We start from the raw sequence: 21,759 nt of genomic DNA on the forward strand, positions 1-21,759 counted from the left end.
CCGACGCGCTTGACCCCTTCATCGAGCACTACAACACTGAACGAATCCACTCAAGCCACGGGCTCACGCCCGCGGCCCGAGTGTCACCAACGTCATGACCCAGTACAGCTAGACCGCGGTGCCGGCCTGGCGCGCGTCCCAGGCGCTCGTGACCATGTCGTCCAGGGAGTGGCGCATGGCCCAGTCGATGTCGCGCGCGGCGAGCTCGCCGGAGGCGACGATGCGCGCCGGGTCGCCGGGTCGGCGGTCCTCCACCTCGGGCTCGAACGCGATGCCCGTGGCGCTCGCGATGGCCGTCATGATCTCCCGGACGCTCACGCCGGCGCCGCTGCCGAGGCAGTACACGGGCTCGACGGGCTCCCCCGCCTCGAGGCGACGGGCGGCCGCCACGTGCGAGGCGGCGAGGTCGACGACGTGGATGTAGTCGCGGACGCACGTGCCGTCGGGCGTCGGGTAGTCGCTGCCGTAGATGCGGGGCGAGCGGCCGTCGAGGAGCGCGTCGAAGACGAGCGGGAAAAGGTTGTGCGGGCTGGTGTCGAAGTAGCCCTCCTCGCCGGATCCGACGACGTTGAAGTAGCGCAGCGACGCGTGGCGGAGGCCCGCGGCGACGCCCTGGTCGCGCAGCAGCCACTCGCCGATGAGCTTCGACTCGCCGTAGGGCGACTCGGGCGCCTTGGGCGTCCGCTCGTCGACCAGGTCGACGTGGGGCGTGCCGTACACGGCGGCGGAGGAGGAGAAGACGATGCTGTCGACGCCCGCTCGCTCCATCTCCTGCAGCAGGACGGCCGTGGCGGTCACGTTCTGCTCGTAGGTGTGGAGGGGGCGGCGCACGGAGACCCCGGGGTACTTGTAGCCCGCCACGTGCACGACGCCGCGGATGTCGCCGGAGCCGAGGACGCGGGCGAGGAGCTCGCGGTCGAGCACGGATCCTCGGTGGAACGGCACGCCGTCGGGCACGAACGCCTCGTGACCGCTCGAGAGGTCGTCGAGGACGACCGTGTCGATGCCCGCGCGCGCGAACGCGGAGACGATGTGCGAACCGATGTAGCCGGCGCCGCCGGTAACCAACCATGTCATGCGGCAACCCTATCGACGGCGATCCGGCCGCCTGTCACGCGCCGTCGCCGTCGCGGCCGTCCGCGGCGGCGGCGGGCGCCGGGGTCGTCGCGAGGAACGCCTCGCCCTCGCCCGTCACGACGAGCCGGCCCTCGTCGGGCGTGACGTACACCGCGTCGCCGCGGCGGACGACGACCGTCGACACCTCGCCGCAGACCGTCATCTCACCCGACGTGCACAGGAGGATCGCCGGCCCGTCGACCGTGACGACGCTCGCGCCCCCGTCGCCGTCGGCCGCGTCGCGCGTGGCCGGGGAGACGTGCGCCAGCAGGAAGTCGGGCACGTCGGGCCGGTACAGGTCGACGCCCGGCGCCGTGCGCTCGGGCTCGAGGTACGGCACCGGGAGCGCCTGGAACTCGAGCACGTCGAGGAGCTCGGGCACGTCCACGTGCTTGGGCGTGAGGCCGCCGCGCAGCACGTTGTCGGACGCCGCCATGAGCTCGATCCCGAGCCCGTGCAGGTACGCGTGGATGTTGCCGGCCGGCAGGTAGAGGGCCTCGCCGCGGCGCAGCGTCACGCGGTTGAGGAGGAGGGAGGTCACGATGCCGGGATCCCCCGGGTACGCCGCGGCGAGCTCGCGCACGGTGCGCATCTCGGTCGAGAACTCGCGGCACTGGCGGTCGGAGGCGAGGTTCGCGAGCAGCGTGACGCGGTCGACGAGGCGGCGCACCTCGGATCCGCCGCCCATGAGGAAGGCGAACACGTCGCGCAGCACGTCCGCCTCGGAGCCCGTCAGGCGCGACAGCACCGTGCGGATCACCGCCGGGTCGGAGTCCGGCCCGGACGCGTCGAGCGTGAGCAGCAGCGTGAACACGTCGCGCACCTCCGCGAGCGGGCGGAAGCCGCAGAGCGCGTGGAACTCGTCGCTGAGCGCGAAGATCAGCTCCGGCTTGTGCAGCGGGTCCTTGTAGTTGCGGTGCGGGGCGTCGACGGGGATGCCGCGCTCCTCCTCGTGGCGGAAGCCGAGGCGCGCGCGGTGCAGGTCCGGGTGCGCCTGCAGCGAGAGCGGGCCGTCCGCCGCCAGCACCTTGAGGAGGAAGGGGAGGCCGGGGCCGTCGCCCGGGCGGAGGCCGTGGGCGAGCGGGCCGAGGGTCGTCTCGGGGTCGGCCTGGATCCACTCGACCAGCGTCGTCGCGCCGCCCGCGGACGCGGGGTCGACCACGCGGGTCGGCGAGCCGTCGTGCGCTCCGAGCCAGAGCTCCGCCTCCGGGCCGCCGGACGGATCGCGTCCGAGGAGCTCGGCGATGGCGGTCGTCGACCCCCATGCGTAGTCGCGGGGCGTGTTGGCGAGGGAAGTGAACACTTCGGGATCCTGTCGGGCTTGGCGGCTACCTACAACGCCCGAGGGCGCACGTCCTGTCCGGACGCGACCAAAGTACCAACCGATGGCGGCGCCGCCCGGACGCCGACCTAGGCTCGGCCGCAGGCGCCCGTCCCCGAGGGCGCCGACGAACCGCAATGGAGCATCGTGTCCCTCACCCCCCTCATCGGCGACTTCTACGGCTACGAGTCCCGGCTCGGCGAGCGCGAGAAGGAGTCCCTCGCCGACCTGCGCGCCTACCTCGAGGCCGAGGTCAAGCCGCACGTCAACGGCCTCTGGGCCCGCGCCGAGTTCCCCCGGCACGTGGTCGGCGGGCTCGCGGAGCGCGGCCTCTTCGGCATGCCGTTCCCCGAGACCCGCCCGTTCGAGAACTCGGCCGTGTACCGCGGCTGGGCGGCGCTCGAGCTCGGCCGCGTCGACGCGAGCATCGCGACCCTCGTCGGCATGCAGAGCGGGCTCGTGATGGGCAGCGTCGCGGTCGCCGGATCCCCCGGGCAGCGCGCCGAGTGGCTGCCCCGGTTCGCGTCCGGCGAGATCCTCGGGTCGTTCGGGCTCACCGAGCCGCTCTCCGGATCCGACTCCGCCCGCGGCCTCCGCACGATCGCCACGCGTCGCGGCGACGAGTGGAGCATCACGGGATCCAAGCGCTGGATCGGCAACGGCACCGTGAGCGACGTCACCGTCATCTGGGCCAAGGACGCGGACGACGGCCAGGTCAAGGGCTTCCTCGTGCCGAACGACTCCCCCGGCTTCCGCGCCACGCGGATCGAGGACAAGCAGGCCCTGCGCATCGTGCAGAACGCCGACATCGAGCTCGACGGCGTGATCGTGCCGGACGCGAACCGCCTGCAGAACGGCACGTCCTTCGCCGACACGGCCGCGGTGCTGCGCCTCACGCGCGCCGAGGTGGCGTGGGCCGCCATCGGGATCTCCATCGGCGCCTACGAGGCGGCGGTCGCCTACACGGGCGAGCGCGTGCAGTTCGGCAAGCCGCTCGGCGCGCACCAGCTCATCCAGGACCTCCTCGTCCGCAGCCTCGGCAACATCACCGCGTCCATCGGCCTGGTGACCCGCGCGTCGGAGATGGTCGACGAGGGGACGCAGTCCGACGAGCACTCGGCCCTGGCCAAGGCCTACGCCACCAGCCGGATGCGCGAGACCGTCGCCTGGTGCCGCGAGGCGTTCGGCGGCAACGGCATCGTGCTCGACTACGACGTGGCCCGCTTCTTCGCCGACGCCGAGGCCATCTACTCCTACGAGGGCACCCGCGAGATGAACACGCTCATCGTCGGCCGCGCGATCACGGGACACGCGGCCTTCGTCTGATGGGCAGCGGGGGCGTCCGGCGCGCGGGCGATGCCGGCGCCGCCGCCTCCGCTCCGCCCCGGCGGCGGGACGCGGGCCCGGCGGGATACCCTGATGGGCATGCCCACCGCCAGCCGCCGAGCCCTCCGGAGCTTCGCGACCTTCGTCCTCGTCACCACGTTCGCCGGTGACATGTGGCGCGACAGCCTCAGCTGGTGGGGCTTCGGCGCCATCGCGCTCGCCGTGCTGGTCACCTGCGTCACGCTGCTGATGCGAGCCCGGCCCCTGCCGCGCGTGCGCGTGCTGCCGATCCCGCTGCTCGCGTTCACGGGGATCGCCGTGCTCTCCATCGCGTGGTCGCAGTACCGGCCGGAGTCGGCGCTCGGCGTCCTCATCCAGATGTCGACGTCCATCGCCGCGCTGACGCTCGTCGTGCTGCTGTCGTGGTCGGAGATCGTGCAGGGGCTCGGCCGCGCGTTCCGCATCATCCTGGGGCTGTCGCTCGCCTTCGAGCTGTTCGTCGCCGTCGTGGTGCGCGGGCCGGTCATGCCGTTCTTCACCGACTACGGGCCCCGGGCGCCCGCCGCGTTCGCGTGGACCCGCGGGGAGATCCTCAGCGGCGGCCGGATCCAGGGCGTCGTCGGCAACGCGAACCTGCTCGCCATGGTCGCGCTGCTCGGCCTCATCGTCTTCTCGCTGCAGTACGCGGCACGCACGGTCCGCCGCCGCGACTCGGGGCTCTGGATCCTCGTCGCCCTCCTCACCCTGACCCTCACCGGCAGCTCCACGGTCCTCGTCGCGCTGATGATGACGGGCATCGTGGCCGTGCTCGCGCTCGTCGCCCGTCGCGTCGGCATCCGCGGTCGGCTCGTGCTGGCGGGCGGCGTCGTCGTGGCGGCGGTGGTGGGCGCGGGAATCGTCGCCACGCGCACGGCCGAGGTCTTCGAGCTCCTCGGCCGCTCCCCCGACCTCACGGGCCGGTTCCAGATCTGGGAGTCCGTGCTCGGCCTCGCGCAGCAGCACCCCGTGGTCGGCTGGGGATGGATCGGCTACTGGGCGCCCTGGGTGCACCCGTTCCAGGGGCTCGCCGTGCGCAGCGGGGTCACCTACCTGCAGGCCCACGACGCGTACCTCGACGTCCTGCTGCAGGTGGGGGCGATCGGTCTCCTCGCTTTCGCGTGCTTCGTCGTCACCACCTACGTGCGCTCCTGGTGGGCCGCCATCGACCGCCCGCAGCAACGCCGCGACCGCGTCGAGCCGTACTCCACCCTCGCGCTCGCGCCGCTGCTGCTCATGACCGCGCTGGTCGTGCAGAGCCTCGCGGAGAGCCGGCTGCTGTACGAGGGCAACTGGCTCCTGCTCGTCGTCATCGCGATCGTCACGAAGTCCGGCATGGTCGCGCGCGAGGACGTGCCGGGGCCGGCGGCCTCCCGCCGGCGCCCGGTCCCGTCCGAGGCCGTCGCGCCTGCTCCGGGCGCGCCGTCCCCCCGGTCGGGTGCCGCGCTGCCCGCCCCCGCGCCCGTCCCGTCCGCCCCGGCACCCGCCGCCGTCGACCCGCGCGTCGCCTGATCCGCGCGGCCGCCAGGTGCCCCGCCGACCGCCCGTGACCACCGGCGCATGACCCACCCCGCCCGACTGCCGCTCCCCGAGCGCCTGCCCGACCTCCTGGGGTCGGCGCGCTTCTCCGCGGCGCTCACCCACTGCATCCTCGGCACGGCGGTCCTGTCGCACGCGCTCCGGTCCACCGTGGGCTGGGCCGGGCTCGTGGCGATCGTGGCCGCCCTGGTGGCGATGGCCGCGGGATCCCTCGCGGCCAAGCGCGGCGACTGGGAGTGGCGGGGCCTCCTCCCCATCTCCCTGCTCATCCTGGTGGGATGGTGCGCCGCGACGCTCCTCTGGACGGCGTACCAGCCGGACGCCGTCGGCGGCGTGCTCCACCTGGCGGCGTCCGCGTTCCTCGCGGTCTACGTGGGCGTCGTCCGCGACCTCATCCAGATCGTGCGCGCGGCCGGGGACGTGCTGCGGCTGGTGCTGGTGTCGTCCCTCGCGCTGGAGGTGCTCGCCGGGCTGCTCATCGACGGCCCCATCCCGTTCCTCGGGATCCGCGGCGCGCTCGAGCGCCTCGGCCCGATCCAGGGGCTGCTGGGCGAGCGCAACGCCCTGGGGATCGTGGCCCTGGTCGCCGCCGTGACCTTCGCCGTGGAGCTCTCGACCCGATCCGTCTCCCGCGGCCGCGGCGTCTTCTCCCTGGTCGTCGCGCTCCTCGTGGCGTCGCTCACGCGGTCGTCGGTGGTCCTCGGCACGTTCCTCGTGCTCGCCGTCGCCGCGCTCGCGATGCTCGGCCTCCGGCACCTCGCGCGGCAGGCGCGGCCCCTGGCGAACAGCGCGGTCCTCGTGCTCGCGGCGGTCGTCGCGGTGCTGGTCGTGGCGTTCCGCTCCCCCGTGCTGCAGGTGCTGCAGGCACGGCCCGACTACCTCCAGCGCGTGGCGCTCTGGCGGGAGATGCTGCGCCTCATCGACCTCAACACCATCGAGGGCTGGGGCTTCGTCGGCTTCTGGCGTCGCGACGCGTACCCGTACACGGCCCTCGACCTCGTGAGCCGTGGTGCGCAGGAGACGGGCCGCAACGCCTACCTCGACCTCTACCTGCAGGCGGGTCTCGTCGGGCTGGCGCTGTTCGCCGCCTTCTGCGCCCTCGCGCTCGGGCGGTCCTGGGTGCTGACCACGACGAAGCGCGGCGTCGGCTACGTCTGGACCCCGCTGGTGCTCGTGGTCCTCGTGGTCGCGTCGCTCGCCGAGAGCGTCACGATCGTGGAGTGGGGCTGGGTGCTGCTCGTGATCTGCGCCGTCAAGGCCGCGCAGGGCCGCAGCTGGCGGCACGGGCTGCCGGAGCAGCACCGTCCCGGGTGACGCCCCGAGCGCGGCCGCGCGTCGGCGGCCGCGGGATCAGCGGACCGCCTCGTCGCGCGGTCGGCGGAACGAGAAGAACTTGTGGCCCGTGTAGGTGGCCACGGTGATCACGATGGTGACGAGGATCTGCGCGACGATGGGCTCGAGCGGCGTCGTCTCCACCACCAGCGGCAGCAGCAGCATGTTGGCGAACAGCGGCACGAGGTTCACCAGCGTGTAGCGGGAGAAGTCCGGCAGCAGGTTGCCGCTCACCTTGAAGACGAGCTTGCGGTGCAGGGTGAACGAGACCGGCAGCTGCACCGCCCACGCGATGATCAGGACGACGGGGTACGGGATCAGGTGGCCCCACAGCAGGTAGAAGAGCGCGAACCAGGCCGTCCCGAGCACGGTGTTGAAGCCGCCGACCAGCAGGAACGCGATGCGCTCGTCCTTGATCAGCCGGAGCAGGACGCCCGGAGGGGCAGTCTGCTCGCGGGGGGCCTCGACGTCGTGCGCGTGCTGGTCCATGTGTCTCCTCGCCGCGCCGGGCGCTCGAGGGGCCGGCCGGTGGGCCGCGCCGTGGTCGTCCGGTGCGGCCCCACTGTATCCGGTGGAGCCTGGCCGCCCGGTCGGGCAGCCGGACCCGCGGTGTCAGCCGACGCGCGTCACGCTGCGGCGCCGACGGGGATGCGCGCGAGTGCCGGCGGCCCCAGGACCGTGATGGGGGGCGTCGAGGTGCCCGCGATGGCGACGAGCCTGTCCCAGGTGGCGACCGGCCGTGCCTGCCCGCCCTGGAGGAGCGACACCGTGTCCGACGTGCTGCTCTTGACGAATACGGGCCCGCTCACCGCCCGGCCCGTGGGGTCGAGCGCGGCGCACGTGGTGGACGCGAGGTCGGTGACGGCGAGGCCGGTCGACCCCGGCGACGACAGCGCGACGACGTTCCCCTGCGTGGCGAGCGAGGTGACGCCGGCGCAGCGGACGAGCAGCGACAGGTCGGCGGCCGCACGCGGATACCCGTCCATCGTGGCGGGAGCGACGGTCGCGAAGGACCGCCCGAGGCCGAGCTCGGCGGTGACGGCGAAGTCGGGTACGCGGATCTTGCGGTCCAGCCCGTCCACCAGGAAGACGTCCGCGCTGTTGGAGGCCTTCGCCAGGGTGCCCGGCTGCAGCGCCGCGTGACCCGTGGTGTACCTGGCTCCCACCGGCGCCCGCATGGTGGCGACGAAGGGCGAGCGTCCCCCGTTGAGGCCGAGCACGGCGGCCCACGTGGAGACCGGGTACTTGACCCCTCCGCTGAGCAGGTAGGTGACGGGGCTGCCCGGGAGGACGAAGAAGGCGCTCATCTCGCCCGCGTCCGGCAGCGCCTGCAGCTGGCCGGGGTCGAGGTTGACGGCGTCCCCGCATCCGTACCCGTAGGAGGCGACGAGGTCGCACGAGGCGAAGCGGTGCCGACGGTCGGCCTGCACGAGGGCGACGGCGCCCGACGAGGGGTCGCGCACCAGCTCGGACGCGGCGATTCCGGTGCCGAGCGCGTCGAGGTAGGAGCGCGGGACCGTGCTGATCCCGCCGAGGGCGTCGAGGGACTGGTAGACCCCGAAGTCGGGGACCTGGTGCTTCTGTCCGCCGCTCACGAGGTAGACGGTGTCGTCCGTCGCCGTCTTCACGAAGGAGGACGCGGGTCCGTCGCTCGTGCTGCCGAACCAGTTGGTGTAGAGGCGCCAGAAGTTGCGGTTGCCGTACGAGGAACAGGAGTCGCCGGTGCCGTAGAGATTCCGCAGCGCCGCCGCGTTGGGCTGGTAGGGCGTGTAGATGTAGAGGCCGGCTGTGGCCTGGTTGCGGATGGTGACCTGCGAGGATCCGCAGTCCGCGTTCGGGTGCCAGAGGATGCGGTTGCTGCGCCCGGCCTGGTAGTTCCAGCGGGTCGGCGTGGACTGGTACACCTTGAACTGGTGCGCCGCGTTGTAGACCTGGTTGAAGAAGCCGTAGTAGAGGGAGTCGCACGCGGCCGTGTCCGGGCAGCCGTAGCCCGTGGCGCTGCGGAACTGGCGGTCGGTGGGCGTGCTGTCGGTGACGAGGCCCTGCTCCTTCTCGAGGAGCACCAGGAGCGCGGCCTGGCTGACCCCGCACGCGCGGCCGACCCAGTAGACGATGTCTGCTCCGCTGAGGCGCGACGCCTGGAGGCTCGAGCAGCGGCTGTCCGCGGAGCGCGCGGGCGTGTTCTCCACGTAGTCCTTGAGGCACACGTAGCCGGAGGCGCAGCTCGGGACGCGCGCCCGCAGGAAGGACTGGATGTCGCCCTGCGACATCGCGTCGCCGTCGTAGAACTTGGCGTCGCTGATGATCATGCCGGGGTCGAAGTCGGCACCCGACGCCGCCTGCGCGGGCTCGGCGGGGCCGCCGATCGTGCCCGTGCCGACGAGACCGACGCCGAGCGCGACGGCCCAGACGGCCAGGCAGGCGATCAGCCGCGATCGTCGGCGAGCACGCCGGACGTGGTCCACCCCGTTGTCCAACAAAAGATCCCCCTGCGTCCCCGTGCCATGAGATGCGATTCTCACACACGAGGAGGCATCCGCCGCACCGTGGTGCGGATCGGACGCCCCTCGACGTTCACCGGATGCCGGGTCGGAAGATGCCTACCCCTTGCGGCGCGAGGTCGTCGGCTGGTCGACGCCGAAGGTCCGGGCCCAGGACTCGGGGCTCGTGACCGTCGGCAAGGCCGCGCGGTACGCAGCCTTGAGCTGCGGCCACCGGGCGAGGATCCGCCAGCGGAGGACGATGCTCGTCCAGAGCATGCGGCGGAACAGCACCGGGTCGCGACGGTGCAGGAGCGCCGCCGACCCTTCCGCGTTGGAGACGAGCACGCTGTCGAACGAGGGGACGACCCACCAGCGGGCGTCCTCGAACGCGAGGTGCGCCTCTGGGCCGCGCGTCGCGGCCGGGCTGAGCGGGGCGAACGCGTGGCGCGCCACCGTGCGGGCGAGCCACACGATGCGGGCGATGCCCGAGGGGGCGCCTCCCCCGCGCCGACGCTGCGGCTTGTCCGGCGCGACGATCTCGGGCAGGGCGGCGCGGTCCTTGATGGGGACGCCGTCCGTGAAGCCCTTCGCCAGCTCCCGGGTGCGGGCCAGGCGCGTCACCATGTCCTGGTGCAGGCCGCGCGGCCCGCGGAGGATGTTGCGGTACGCCTCATGGCGTGCGGCGAGCGCGAAGTACTGCATCGAGACCAGGTGCCGGACGTCCGTGGCGAGGTTGGCCGTGAGGAACCGGCCCCCGCGCTCGTAGGGCGAGTGCAGCAGCGCCGCGATGAGGCGGTTGCGCGCGTGGAAGAACGCCTGCCAGTCCTGCGAGTCGTCCTTGTCGACCCAGGACACGTGCCAGACGGCGGCTCCCGGGAGCGTGACGGTCGGCACGCCGACCTCCTTCGCCCGCAGCGCGTACTCGGCGTCGTCCCACTTGATGAAGACGGGCAGCGACAGGCCGACCTGCTTGATCGTCGAGACGGGGATGAGGCACATCCACCAGCCGTTGTACTCGGCGTCGACGCGGCGGTGCATCCACCGGGTCTGGCGGAGGTTCGACGCGCTGAAGTCGTGGCGCGTGGGCGTGACGGGACCCCACATGAAGTTCCACATGTCGAAGCCCTCGGCGTACGCGTGGAGCTTGCTCTTGTCGTACATGTCGAACATGTGGCCGCCGACGATGGTGGGCGTCCGCGCGTAGTCCGCGAACTTCACGGCACGGCGGATGCTCTCCGGCTCGAGCGTGATGTCGTCGTCCATGACGAGGACGTAGTCGCTCGCGCCCTCCTTGAGCGTCTCGTACATGCCACGGGAGAAGCCTCCGGATCCGCCGAGGTTGGCCTGGTCGATGACGCGGAGCTTCGCGCCGAGCAGCTCCTGCGCCCGCGGGAAGGCGGGCTGGTCGGCGACCTTCTGGGTGCCCTGGTCGGTGACGTACACGTGATCGAGGAGCGCCGCCACGTCCGGCTTCTCGCCGATGTCGGTGAGGAGCTTCACGCAGTACTCGGCACGGTTGAGCGTCGTGATGGCGATGCTGACGGAGCCCGCGGCGCCCACCGTGGGCGCGGTGCCGGCGGGGGCGTACCAGCCGGCCTCGACGAGCGCGAAGTCGGCCTCCTCGCCCATCAGGTCGAACCAGTACCAGCCGCCATCCGCGAAGAACGTGAACGGGAGCTCGAAGCGGGAGGTGGTGGACCCGGTAACGGACGCGCCGTCGACCTTCTGGATCACGCCGCGCGCGTTCGAGCGGTAGACGATGACCTGGCCCTCGCCTTGGGTCTCGACCTCGAGCACGACGCCGTCGAGCGTGGTGCTCGCGCGCCAGTAGGAGGCGGGGAACGCGTTGAAGTACGTGCCGAACGACACCTTGCGTCGGTGGGGCACCTGGAAGCCGCGGTCGCCGCGGATCGCGCTGATGATGCCCATGTCGCTGAGGCGGACGACGGCGTTGTGCGTGTCGGCGTCGACCACGCGCAGCGGCGAGCGCCGGCGCTTCTCGGGCGCGACGGGGATGCTCGTCCAGTAGTCCGCGTCGACGTACAGCGGGACGATGTCCGGGTCGTGCTCGGACGGCAGGATGACGCGCTGGATGAGGTCGAGCTCGGCGGGTGCGCCCGCGAGGTCGGCGGCCATCAGGAGGCGTCCTTCGCGAGCACGGGCTTGAGCTTGTTCTCGTACATCGAGAGCGCCGCCCCGATCGCCATGTGCATGTCGAGGTACTGGTACGTGCCGAGGCGGCCGCCGAAGAAGACGCCCTCCTCCTGCTTGGCGAGCTCGCGGTACTTGAGCAGGCCCTCGCGGTCGGCGGCCGTGTTGACCGGGTAGTACGGCTCGTCCTCGCCCTCGGCGAAGCGCGAGTACTCGCGCATGATGACCGTCTTGTCCGCTGGGGCGTCGCGCTCCGGGTGGAAGTGCCGGAACTCGTGGATGCGCGTGAACGGCACGTCGGCATCCGCGTAGTTCATCACGGGCGTGCCCTGGAAGTCGCCGACCGGGAGCACCTCGCGCTCGAAGTCGAGCGTGCGCCACGACAGCGCGCCCTCCGAGTAGTCGAAGTAGCGGTCGATGGCGCCCGTGTAGACGACGGGCACCTTTCCCACGACGGAGGCCCGGTTGACCTCCTGGGTCTCGTCGAAGAAGTCGGTCTCGAGGCGGACCTCGATGTTCGGGTGGTCGGCCATGCGCTCGAGCCACGCGGTGTACCCCTCGACGGGGAGGCCCTCATGCGTGTCGTTGAAGTAGCGGTTGTCGTACGTGTAGCGCACGGGGAGGCGGCTGATGACCTCGGCCGGCAGGTCCGTGGGATCCGTCTGCCACTGCTTCGCCGTGTAGTCGCGGATGAACGCCTCGTAGAGCGGGCGCCCGATGAGGGAGATGCCCTTCCCCTCGAGGTTCCGCGCCTCGCCGGCGTCGAGCTCGGACGCCTGCTCGGCGATGAGCTCGCGGGCTGCCTGGGGGCCGTGCGCGGAGCGGAAGAACTGGTTGATGGTGCCGAGGTTGATCGGCAGCGGGAAGACCTCCCCCTCGTGCTCCGTGTAGACGCGGTGCACGTAGGGCGTGAAGTCCGTGAAGCGGTTGACGTACTCCCACACCGTCTCGTTCGACGTGTGGAACAGGTGCGCGCCGTAGCGGTGCACCTCGATGCCGGTCTCCGGGTCCTTCTCGCTGTACGCGTTGCCGCCGATGTGGTCGCGGCGGTCGATGACGAGGACCTTGAGGCCCAGCTCCTCGGCGACGCGCTCCGCGATCGTGAGTCCGAAGAAACCGGACCCGACCACTACGAGATCAGGGCTCATGGCACATTCCTTTGCTGGGGTGGCGCCCGACGGGCGCTCGACGGGACGGGTCAAGGGTAACGGGGGATCAGGCGCGGGCCCGCGGGGCCGTCCGGTCGCGCGTGATCAGGCGACGGTACAGCCCGCGGCGCACGGCCTCGGGGATGAGGCGGTAGCTGCCGCGGACCAGCACGTTGCGCAGGGCCTGCGCGAGCGACGTGAACCGGCGACGGCGGAACTCCCGCTGGAGGCGGAGCTCGGCGCGCAGCTGGGCCACGCCGCCGCGGCGGGCGTAGGCGCCGGCGCTCACGCGGTACATGACGAGCGGATCCGCGAGGTTCTCCACGCGCGCGCCCGACTGGATCATGCGGGCGAAGAGGTAGTAGTCCTCCATCAGCCCCAGCGGGAGGTACCCGCCCGCGCGCTTCACCGCCTGGCGCCGGTACACGACAGTGGGGTGGTTGAACGGGTCGTGGAAGCGCGCGTAGCGGGAGATGGCGTCGGCGCCGACCGGCGGGGTGCGGCGCCCGGCGATGGTGCCGACCTCGTCCGCGAACTCGTACATGCCGGTGCCGACGAGGTCGAGGCCGCTCGAGATGAGCTCCAGCTGGCGCGCGAACCGCTCGGGGAGGCTGATGTCGTCGGCGTCCATGCGGGCGACGACGTCGTGCGCGCAGGCCTCGAGCCCGCGCTCGAGCGCGTAGGCGAGTCCCATGTTGCGGGCGAGCTCGACCGTGACGACGGGGACGGGCGACGCCTCCGCGAGCTCCGCCATGGTGCGCGCGAGCTCCGCGGACACCGGGCCGTCGCGGACGACGACGACCTCGTCGGGCCGCAGGGTCTGGTCGTCGACGCTGCTGCGGAACGCCCTCCGGAGGAACTCGGGACGATCGCCCCGGTACACGGGGAGGAGGAGCGAGAAGGCCTCGGTGGGCATGCGCGTCCCCTCTGCTGCCGCGGCAGCGTCACGTCCGGTGGATGGGCGGACCCTGCCGTCAGGGCGACGGGGGTCGAGCCGCCAAGTGTAGCCGGGGGCGGGGTGGAGCACCGGGACCCTCGGGGCGGACCGGCCGGGCCAGGCGTCCCGGAGGACCCGGCTGATAGCATCGGCGCCCGTGCCCTCCCCCGACGCCCCCCGCCCGGATCGACCGGAGGAAGCCGGCAGGACCACTGACGTCGGCCATCGCCATCGCGCTCGCCGTGCTCCTCTTCCTCGTGACGCAGGTGGGCATGCTCGTGCACCGCACGGGCAGCGTCGTGGCCTCGTTCCGCGACTACTTCGTCTACGACCAGCTGTCGTACCTCTCCATGGTGGTGAACTTCGCCCGCGGCGACTTCGCGTCCGTCGAGCCGTTCACCGAGACCGGCAGGAACACGTACCCGCACCTCTACTACCTCGTCCTGGGCGCATCCGCCCACCTCACGGGCCTCGGACCCGTCGAGGCCTGGAACGTCGTCGGGACCATCCTGCAGGCCGGGCTCGTCGCGGCCATCGCCATCGCGTGCATCCGCGTCACCGGCCGCGCGTGGACCGGCGCGCTCGGCTTCGTGCCGCTGCTGCTCGGGACGTTCGCGTGGACGCAGGGCCCCGGTCAGTGGTTCTGGCAGATGAGCTCGCACGCGGTCCTGTGGGGCCCGTTCGGGGTGCTGTTCACCCTCAACGGCGAGGCCGCGGCGCTCTCCGTCGCGGGCATCGCGTTCCTCGGGGGGCTCGTGCCCTTCCTCCGCGGCTCGTCGCGTCGCGCGCGCCTCGTCGCGATGACCGTCGTCGCGGTCGTCGTCGGCGGCCTGCTCAACGTGCACGTCTACTCGTTCCTCGCCACCGTGTTCCTCTCCTTCTACGTGGTCGCGGCCTACGCCGTGCTCGAGCGCCCGCGTCGTCGGCTCCTCGCCCTCTCGGCGGCCCTGGTCCCCGTGTCGCTCGGGCTGGCCGTCGTGGTCGCCGGAGCGGTCGGACCGCTCCCGGCGTTCGTGGTCGGCCTCCTGCCGACGGTGCCGGGACTCCTCGCCACCATCGGCCGCACCCGCGGCCTCGCCCTGATCCCGATGGGCGCCGCGCTCGCCGCGACGCTCCCGCAGATCGTCACGACCGTCCTGGCCTCGGCGGCGGGCGATCCGTTCCTCTCGTACCGCGTCGCGTCGAGCAAGGACCTCGGCGTCGACCTCCCGCTCGGGCCGATCGCCGGGGCCGCCCTCATCGTCCCGCTCGTCGTGATCCTCGTGGCGGGGATCCGCGCACGGCGCACGGTGTGGACCGCGTACGCGGGCGGCGCGATGCTCGCCTGGGCGATCACGTCGACCAACGACCTGTGGCGCGCGAACCAGGAGCCCTACCGGCTGTGGATCGACTCGTTCCTGCTCATCGCGGTGACGATCGTGCCGGTCCTCCTCGACGTGGCCGTACGGACCCTCCGGGCTGGGACCACGGACGCCGAGGCGGCGCACGGGGAGTCGACCGGCCCCGCGCGCGCGCCTCGGCGGACCCGCGTGCTGGTCGCGTCCTGCGCCGCGCTCGTCGTCGCCGTCGGCGCCACGAGCGCGCTCGACTGGGGGCGGTTCTTCTCCGCCGGACGCGAGCTCCGGCAGATCACCTTCGCCGAGCCGCTGGACCGCGCGATCGCCGAGGTCACCGCGGGCGCGACGGACGGCTCGATCGTCGCCGGGCCGTGCCTCGATCCGCAGATCGTGAAGGTCGACTCGGGACGCTCCGTCGCCCACTACAACCTGGGCATGGCGTGGCCTGCCGACCGCGACGCCGTCGACGCGGTGCGGACCTCCGCCGCGGACGGCCAGGTCGACGTCGACGCAGCCCGCGTCGCCGGCGTCGCCTGGCTGGTGGCGGACTCCTCCTGCACGACCGGCCCCTCGCCCGCCTCCGACCCCGGGCTCACCGAGGTCGCCGCCGCCGTCTACGACGACGTGACGGGCGCACGCGCGGTGCTGTACCGCATCGGCGGCTGATGCCCGGGCCGGTGGATAAGCTCGTCCACGCTCCTCCCGCTCGCCCGCGAGAGCACGACCCCGAGACCGAGATCCGAGGATTGAACAGCCTGTGAATGCCACCCCCGTCCGACCGCTCGTCAGCTTCATCCTCCCGTCCTACAACGAGGCGGGTAGCGTCGACGTCTTCTATCGGACGCTCGTCGAGACGATCGAGGGCGCCGACCTGGACCTCGACATGGAGCTGATCTACGTCAACGACGGCTCCCGCGACGACACGCTCCAGAAGCTCCTCGCCATCGCCGCGACGGACGACCGGGTGCAGGTCATCGACTTCTCCCGCAACTTCGGCCACCAGATCGCCGTGACGGCTGGACTGGACCACGCCCGTGGTGACGCAGCGATCATCATGGACACGGACCTGCAGGACCCTCCCCGCGTCGCCGTCGAGCTCATCCGCACGTGGCGGGAGGGCTACAACGTGGTCTACGCGCAGAGGCGGACCCGCAAGGACACGTTCTTCAAGAAGGTGACGGCGGACGCGTTCTACCGGGTGCTGCAGCTCGTCGCCGAGATCGAGATCCCCCGCAACACGGGCGACTTCCGCCTCATCGACCGCAAGGTGATCGACGCGATCCGCCGCTTCCCCGAGCGCAACCGCTTCCTGCGCGGCATGGTCTCCTACGTGGGGTTCCGGCAGACGAGCGTCCAGTTCGACCGCGACGAGCGCCATTCCGGCGAGACCGGGTATCCGCTCCGGAAGATGCTCAAGTTCGCCGCCGACGGCATCCTCGGGTTCTCGACCTTCCCGCTCAAGCTCATCCAGCTCGTGGGGTGGATCGTCTCGGCCATCAGCGCGCTCCTGGTCGTCTACGTGCTGATCAGCCGGCTCGTGGCGCCCGAGAACACGGTGCCGGGCTGGACGTTCACGGTCATCGCCATCCTGTTCGTGGGCGGCGTGCAGATCATCATGCTGAGCGTGCTCGGCAGCTATCTGGGGCGGGTCTACGACGAAGTGCAGAACCGGCCGCTGTACCTGATCGACACGCACCACGGCGCCCGGCCGATCCAGAAGACGGTCGCCGTCGATCCGCTCCGCCCGGAGGTGTGATCCCCGTCGGGCGACAGCAGGTCGGGACGCGGCCCGGCGCCGTCAGGCCCGGCCCGCACCCCGCTCCAGGCGCGCGACGCCTTCGGTGATCCCGCCGAGGTCCGCCAGCACTGCCGCCGACTCCCGCGGCCCCGAGGCGAAGCCGTCCCGGAGGCCCCGCCGCAGCCCGTCGGCGAGCACCGCCCGGTCGGATGAGCGGAGGAAGGTGCGCGCCCACGACCGCGTCGCGGCGCCGGCATACAGGACCCGCTCCACGGGAGAGAGCGCGCGACTGCGCGTCAGCAGCCACACCTTGTTGCGGACCTCGAAGTAGAAGCGCGCGCCCGGATCCACGTCCGTCGAACCGAACGTGCGCGTGCGGTGCTCCACCGTGCTGTCGACGACGAGGTGCCCTCGTCCGCGACGGAGCAGGCGGGTGCTGTACTCGAAGTCGTCGTTCCACAGGAAGTAGTCGGCGACGGGGAGGCCGTGCCTGCGGACCGCGTCGGCCTCGACCATGAACGAGACGAACGACGCCGAGCGCACCGGGACGCACCCGTGGGCGGCGGCGCGCTCGCGCTCGCGGCGGCCCGCCGAGGGTCGGGTCCGCGGCGTGTTCATGGGATGGGGACGTCCGTCGACCCAACGGACCGCCGACGCGAGGACGACCGTTCGCGCGGGCGCCTGGGCTCGCGCGCGCAGCAGAGCGGCCAGAGCGCCTGGATCCGGGACCGTGTCGTCGTCCATGAGCCACACAAGGTCGGCCTCGTGCGCATGCAGGGCACGCTCGATGCCCACGGCGAACCCGCCGGCACCGCCTGTGTTGCGGGCGAGCCGCGTCAGGTTCGCGTCGGGGAACGCGGCGGCGACCGCGTCAGCGGATCCGTCCGTCGACGCGTTGTCCACCACGACGACCGCATCCGGCTGCCGGCTCTGCCTGCCCAGGGCGCCGAGGGTCTCCATCACCAGCTCGCGGCGGTTGTAGGCGACGACCACGGCGACCACGCGCGGCGGAGCGACGGTCACGCGCGCACCCCGGCCGGTCGCGAGGATGTCGAGGCACTGCGGCGGCAACGGCCGCGGAAGCGGTGGACCTCGATCACGCCGAGGCCGATCAGGACGAGGAGCCCGGCGACGGACTGCACCTGCCAACCGGGGCTGCGGAACGTCACATCCACGACGTCGCCGGGTCGGACCCCGTCGAGGTCGACGCGGGTGAGGAAGCCGGCGATGGGCCGCTTCTCGACCTCGCCCTCCGAAGCCGCGTAGCCGGGCCAGGGGATGCGGCTGAGCGCGACCGAGCCCCCGTCCGACGGGACCGCGTCGACGCGGAAACGCACCCCGGAGTCGTCCCTGTCGACCTCGGTCACGCGCGTGCCGTCGGACTCCCACACGACGCCACCCGCGGTCGGCAGCGGCTCGTCCCGGACGAGGAGCCGGGTCAGGGACGTGTCCGAGGCGACGTGCCAGCCGTCCGGCACCCGCGACCAGTCGGCGTCCGTCGGGAAGGACTCCTTGATGAGCTGGATGGAGCTGACGGACAGCAGGTCGACGTACTGCTCACCCGTCTGAGGCTCCACGGTGAAGAGACGCGAGAAGAGCTGGTAGCAGGTGTACCCGTTGTAGGCCATGCAGAGCGTGTCCTGGTAGGCGGGGAAGTAGACGGACGAGTAGGCGTTCTGCACGTTCGCCGGGTTGACGTACCAGAGGTTGGCGACGAGAGTGTCGGCCCACTGCTTCCGCTCCGCCGCGTCATCCGCGACGGTCCCGATGACGAGCACGTCCCCCTCCGCTCCCGCCAGCTGCCGCTGGTAGTCGGCGACGTCCGCCGGGACGTCGTAGTTCCGGAGCGGCGAGCTGGGGTGGGCGACGTGCTGCGGGATCAGGAAGAGCAGCGTCCCGGCGATGGCGAGCACGGCGAGCGAGCGGGTGACGCCGTCCCTCGAGATGGGAGCGGACGCGGACGCCGCCGCGGGTCCCTGCCTCCGGTGGATGACGTGCGCGGCGAGGAGGACCCCGGCTACGGACGCGAGCCCCGCGAGCACGATGACCTTCCAGTACGCGGGCGTCTGGCTGTCGGTCAGGGCCGAGCTGGCGAGGACGAAGCCGACCGCGAAGAGGACCCGCCGCCTCGACAGGCGCGCGATCCGCGCCCGGCTCAGGGCGAGCGCGGTGATGAGGAGCACCGCGAGCGTGAGGTACGGCATCATGCGCACCGGGAAGCGGAACACCGCGAAGTCGCTGGGCAGCAGCACGCCGATGGTCGCGGCGACCAGCACGACCACGATGCCGCGCCGCGTCCGCGAACGGAGCAGGCGCATGAGCGCCGCCCAGTCCACGAACGCCAGGAGGGGCAGGAACCACGCGATGTAGAGCATGGGCACGAGCGGGAAGTACCGGTCGAAGATGTAGATCTGCGGGCTGCCCACCGGGGTGCTCGACGTGAAGAGGCCGCTGAGGTTGACGGTCAGGAGGCCGGTGTTGATGATGCCGTCCGTCCGACCCGTGACCGGTGCGGTGAGGAGGCCCGGTAGGTGGACGACGACGGCGAAGGATCCCAGCGAGACCGACAGCCAGAACGCCCGCAGGACCATCCCCGGTCTCTTCAGGCGCCACGCCTCGAACAGCGTGGAGCCGAGGACGAGCCCGAGGAAGATCGTGGCGGCGGCGTAGCTGAAGCCGATGAGCGTCGCGCCCACGAGCACGGCGGGGACGGCGGATCGGCCGAGCAGGACGGTGCGTCGGGCCAGGGCCCACGCGAGCGGCCAGAGGCAGTAGGCCATCAGCCCGTTGGCCCAGGACGGCGCGTCCATGTACAAGGTGAATCCCGCGAGCGGGGCGGCTATGCCGGTCACGGCGGCCCACGACCTCGGGATGCCGAAGGTGCGGGCGAGGAGCTGCGCGCCCAGCCCGGCCACGACCAGGAAGACGAGCTTGACCAGGGTGACGTAGAGCGCGGCGTCGGCGAGCTGGTGGGAGCCGACGCCGATGAGCCAGAGGACCGGGCTGAACAGCCCCCACGCCCCCTCCGCCAGGTAGTTCCCCGACTGCCACACCTGCGGCACCACGAGCGCCCACTGGCCGGCGAGCACGCGGTTGCCGATCTCGTACCACTGCCCGAAGAGGCCGGATTGGCTGTCGTCCACGAAGTAGTAGCCGGGTTCCACGAGCAGGGGGATGACGGCGCCCACCAGGACCCCGACCACGACCACCAGGGGCCACACGACTCTCTTCGACACGTTCAGCTGATTCCTCCACACGTTGGCGCCCGCTCGGACCGGCGGTCACGCTCCGACGGACGTTCCCGGAGCTGTGCGGGGCGGACGGTCTCACCCCGGGCGCTCGGAAGCCTCCTCAGGGTATACGTTCGCCGCCCTCCGTCCGGGACACGCACCGGGGGCCGCGGATGTCCCTCGTGCATGCCCGAGGAGCAGCGTGAGACGATGGTCGTCGCCTCCCGCTGCCGCGACCCGGCGACCCCCTCGCGGAGCCGACGGGACGCGGCCGACAGCCCCCATCAGATCCGGAGCCACCGTGTCCGCACCTCGCGTGTCCATCGTCATCCCCGCCTACAATAACGCCGACTACCTCGCCGAGACGGTGGACTCCGTGTTGGCGCAGACGTTCACCGACTTCGAGGTCGTGATCGCGGACCACGCGTCCACCGACGGCACCTGGGACGTCATGCACCGCTACGCCGACGAGCCGCGCGTCCGTCTGCTCCGCACCGACGCGGGCGGCGGCGCGCTCCGCAACTGGAACCGCGTGAGCCAGGAGGCCCGCGGCGAGCTGATCAAGCTGGTCTGCGGCGACGACCTCCTCTACCCCACCATCCTGGAGCGGCAGGTGGCCGAGCTCGACGCGTCGCCGTCGGTCGTGCTCGTCGCGTCCCCGCGGGACATCGTCGACGCCGACAGCCGTCCGATCGTGCGCGACCACGGCGTCTCCGGATCCCGCATCGCCATCTCCGGCGCCGCGGCCGTCCGCCGCACCGTCCGCTCGGGCACCAACATCTTCGGCGAGCCGGGCTGCGTGCTCATGCGCCGAGCCGACCTCGAGGCCGTGGGTTGGTGGGACTCGCGCTGGCCCTACCTCATCGACGAGACCACCTACGCGAAGGTGCTGCTCCGCGGCGACTTCGCGTCGGTCGGCCCGAAGGCCCTCGCGGGGTTCCGGATCTCCGACTCGCAGTGGAGCGTGCGCCTCGCGGGTGAGCAGGCCAGCGCCGCCGCGGGCTTCCATCACTGGGTGCTCGACGAGCACCCCGGCGTGGTGTCCCGGGCCGACGTCCGTCTGGGCGACGCGATGGCCCGCGCCAAGGCGCTCTCCCGCCGGCTCGTGTACCTCTACCTCGGTCGGCGCATGTCGCGCTCCGAGGTGCGCTGATCACGCCGGGCACGACCCTCGGGACGCGCCCGGCCGATGGGCGCCCTAGGAGTCGAGCAGCGTGACGAGGTAGCGCCCGTAGCCGCTCTTGATGAGCGGTCGCGCGAGCTCCTCGAGGGCGTCCCGGTCGATCCAGCCGGCGCGGTAGGCGATCTCCTCGATGCAGCCGATCTTGAACCCCTGGCGGTCCTCGATGACCTTCACGTACTCGGAGGCCTGCATCATGCTCTCGAACGTGCCGGTGTCGAGCCATGCGGTGCCGCGGTCGAGCACCTGGACGCGGAGACGACCGGCCTGGAGGTAGTGGTCGTTGACGGCCGTGATCTCGAGCTCGCCGCGCTCGCTCGGCTGGATGCCTTTCGCGATCTCGACCACGTCGTTGTCGAAGAAGTAGAGGCCGGGCACGGCGTACGCGCTCTTCGGCTTCGCGGGCTTCTCCTCGATGGAGACGGCCGTGAAGTCCTCGTCGAACTCGACGACCCCGTAGGCCGTGGGATCCGCCACGTGGTACGCGAAGATCAGCGCGCCGTCGATTTCGGTGTTCTTCCTGAGGCTCGTGCCGAGGCCCGCGCCGTGGAAGATGTTGTCGCCGAGGACGAGCGCGACCGAGTCGTCGCCGATGAACTCCTCGCCGATGACGAAGGCCTGCGCGAGGCCGTCGGGCGAGGGCTGCACGGCGTACTCGATGCGCATGCCGAGGTGCGAGCCGTCGCCGAGCAGGGCCCGGAACTGGTCGTTGTACTCGGGGGTCGTGATGATGAGCACCTCGCGGATGTCCGCCATCATCAGCGTCGACAGGGGGTAGTAGATCATCGGCTTGTCGTAGATCGGCATCAGCTGCTTGCTGATGCCCTTCGTGATCGGCCAGAGCCGGGTGCCGGATCCGCCGGCCAGGATGATGCCCTTCATGGG

16 protein-coding genes are annotated in these 21,759 nt (G+C 71.8%); 6 read left to right on the forward strand and 10 right to left on the reverse strand.

Translation table 11 applies throughout. The features are described from left to right. Positions 1-108 precede the first annotated feature (108 nt). Together galE and manA are read right to left on the reverse strand one after the other, a co-directional pair. Entirely contained in the window at positions 109-1,077 is a 969-nt protein-coding gene (galE, locus tag HDR73_RS06450; protein WP_012298081.1) for a UDP-glucose 4-epimerase GalE, read from the reverse strand. Between the two features lie 34 nt (positions 1,078-1,111). Beyond that, positions 1,112-2,419, reverse strand: a complete 1,308-nt coding sequence (gene manA, locus HDR73_RS06455; protein ID WP_012298080.1) for a mannose-6-phosphate isomerase, class I — start codon at positions 2,417-2,419, stop codon at positions 1,112-1,114. A 165-nt stretch (positions 2,420-2,584) separates the two neighbouring features. Here manA and HDR73_RS06460 point away from each other — a divergent pair, with 165 nt between their 5' ends. From HDR73_RS06460 to HDR73_RS06470, 3 genes are all read left to right on the forward strand, one after another. After that, a complete protein-coding gene (locus tag HDR73_RS06460; protein ID WP_287136293.1) occupies positions 2,585-3,763 on the forward strand; it encodes an acyl-CoA dehydrogenase family protein in 1,179 nt (392 codons plus the stop codon). Positions 3,764-3,862: 99 nt separating this feature from the next. Further along, entirely contained in the window at positions 3,863-5,311 is a 1,449-nt protein-coding gene (locus HDR73_RS06465) for an O-antigen ligase family protein (RefSeq protein ID WP_223842711.1), read from the forward strand. A 48-nt stretch (positions 5,312-5,359) separates the two neighbouring features. Then, complete coding sequence (locus HDR73_RS06470; RefSeq protein ID WP_012298077.1) at positions 5,360-6,652, forward strand: O-antigen ligase family protein; 1,293 nt, start codon at positions 5,360-5,362, stop codon at positions 6,650-6,652. A 36-nt stretch (positions 6,653-6,688) separates the two neighbouring features. Here HDR73_RS06470 and HDR73_RS06475 read toward each other — a convergent pair whose 3' ends face one another. The 5 genes from HDR73_RS06475 to HDR73_RS06495 form a co-directional block, all read right to left on the reverse strand. Next, positions 6,689-7,159, reverse strand: coding sequence for a GtrA family protein (locus tag HDR73_RS06475; protein WP_012298076.1), 471 nt, complete (start codon positions 7,157-7,159; stop codon positions 6,689-6,691). A 137-nt stretch (positions 7,160-7,296) separates the two neighbouring features. Then, positions 7,297-9,135 carry a hypothetical protein gene (locus tag HDR73_RS06480; RefSeq protein ID WP_049791887.1) on the reverse strand — a complete coding sequence of 613 codons (1,839 nt, stop codon included), beginning with the start codon at positions 9,133-9,135 and terminating at the stop codon, positions 7,297-7,299. Between the two features lie 135 nt (positions 9,136-9,270). Beyond that, positions 9,271-11,289 (reverse strand): glycosyltransferase, encoded by a 2,019-nt coding sequence (locus HDR73_RS06485; RefSeq protein ID WP_012298074.1) that lies wholly within the window; start codon positions 11,287-11,289, stop codon positions 9,271-9,273. Continuing rightward, positions 11,289-12,452, reverse strand: a complete 1,164-nt coding sequence (glf, locus tag HDR73_RS06490) for a UDP-galactopyranose mutase (protein ID WP_012298073.1) — start codon at positions 12,450-12,452, stop codon at positions 11,289-11,291. The genes HDR73_RS06485 and glf overlap by 1 nt, the downstream gene beginning before the upstream one ends. Before the next feature lie 67 nt (positions 12,453-12,519). Further along, complete coding sequence (locus HDR73_RS06495) at positions 12,520-13,368, reverse strand: glycosyltransferase (protein ID WP_012298072.1); 849 nt, start codon at positions 13,366-13,368, stop codon at positions 12,520-12,522. A 263-nt stretch (positions 13,369-13,631) separates the two neighbouring features. Here HDR73_RS06495 and HDR73_RS06500 point away from each other — a divergent pair, with 263 nt between their 5' ends. Together HDR73_RS06500 and HDR73_RS06505 are read left to right on the forward strand one after the other, a co-directional pair. Next, entirely contained in the window at positions 13,632-15,392 is a 1,761-nt protein-coding gene (locus HDR73_RS06500) for a hypothetical protein (protein ID WP_041464357.1), read from the forward strand. A 91-nt stretch (positions 15,393-15,483) separates the two neighbouring features. Beyond that, positions 15,484-16,482: a glycosyltransferase family 2 protein gene (locus tag HDR73_RS06505; protein WP_012298070.1), complete on the forward strand. Its 999-nt coding sequence runs from the start codon at positions 15,484-15,486 to the stop codon at positions 16,480-16,482. A 42-nt stretch (positions 16,483-16,524) separates the two neighbouring features. On the opposite strand, the gene HDR73_RS06510 is transcribed toward HDR73_RS06505, so the two are convergent. Together HDR73_RS06510 and HDR73_RS06515 are read right to left on the reverse strand one after the other, a co-directional pair. After that, complete coding sequence (locus HDR73_RS06510; protein WP_012298069.1) at positions 16,525-17,487, reverse strand: glycosyltransferase; 963 nt, start codon at positions 17,485-17,487, stop codon at positions 16,525-16,527. Beyond that, entirely contained in the window at positions 17,484-19,700 is a 2,217-nt protein-coding gene (locus HDR73_RS06515) for a glycosyltransferase family protein (protein WP_133064110.1), read from the reverse strand. Before HDR73_RS06515 ends, HDR73_RS06510 begins: the two co-directional genes overlap by 4 nt. A 295-nt stretch (positions 19,701-19,995) precedes the next feature. On the opposite strand from HDR73_RS06515, the gene HDR73_RS06520 reads away from it, so the two are divergent. Further along, complete coding sequence (locus HDR73_RS06520; RefSeq protein ID WP_012298067.1) at positions 19,996-20,847, forward strand: glycosyltransferase family 2 protein; 852 nt, start codon at positions 19,996-19,998, stop codon at positions 20,845-20,847. Positions 20,848-20,892: 45 nt separating this feature from the next. On the opposite strand, the gene rfbA is transcribed toward HDR73_RS06520, so the two are convergent. Then, positions 20,893-21,756: a glucose-1-phosphate thymidylyltransferase RfbA gene (gene rfbA, locus HDR73_RS06525; RefSeq protein WP_012298066.1), complete on the reverse strand. Its 864-nt coding sequence runs from the start codon at positions 21,754-21,756 to the stop codon at positions 20,893-20,895. Positions 21,757-21,759: the final 3 nt, after the last annotated feature.

The sequence above is a fragment of the Clavibacter sp. genome (assembly GCF_014802555.1).
Taxonomy (GTDB): Bacteria; Actinomycetota; Actinomycetes; order Actinomycetales; family Microbacteriaceae; genus Clavibacter; species Clavibacter sepedonicus.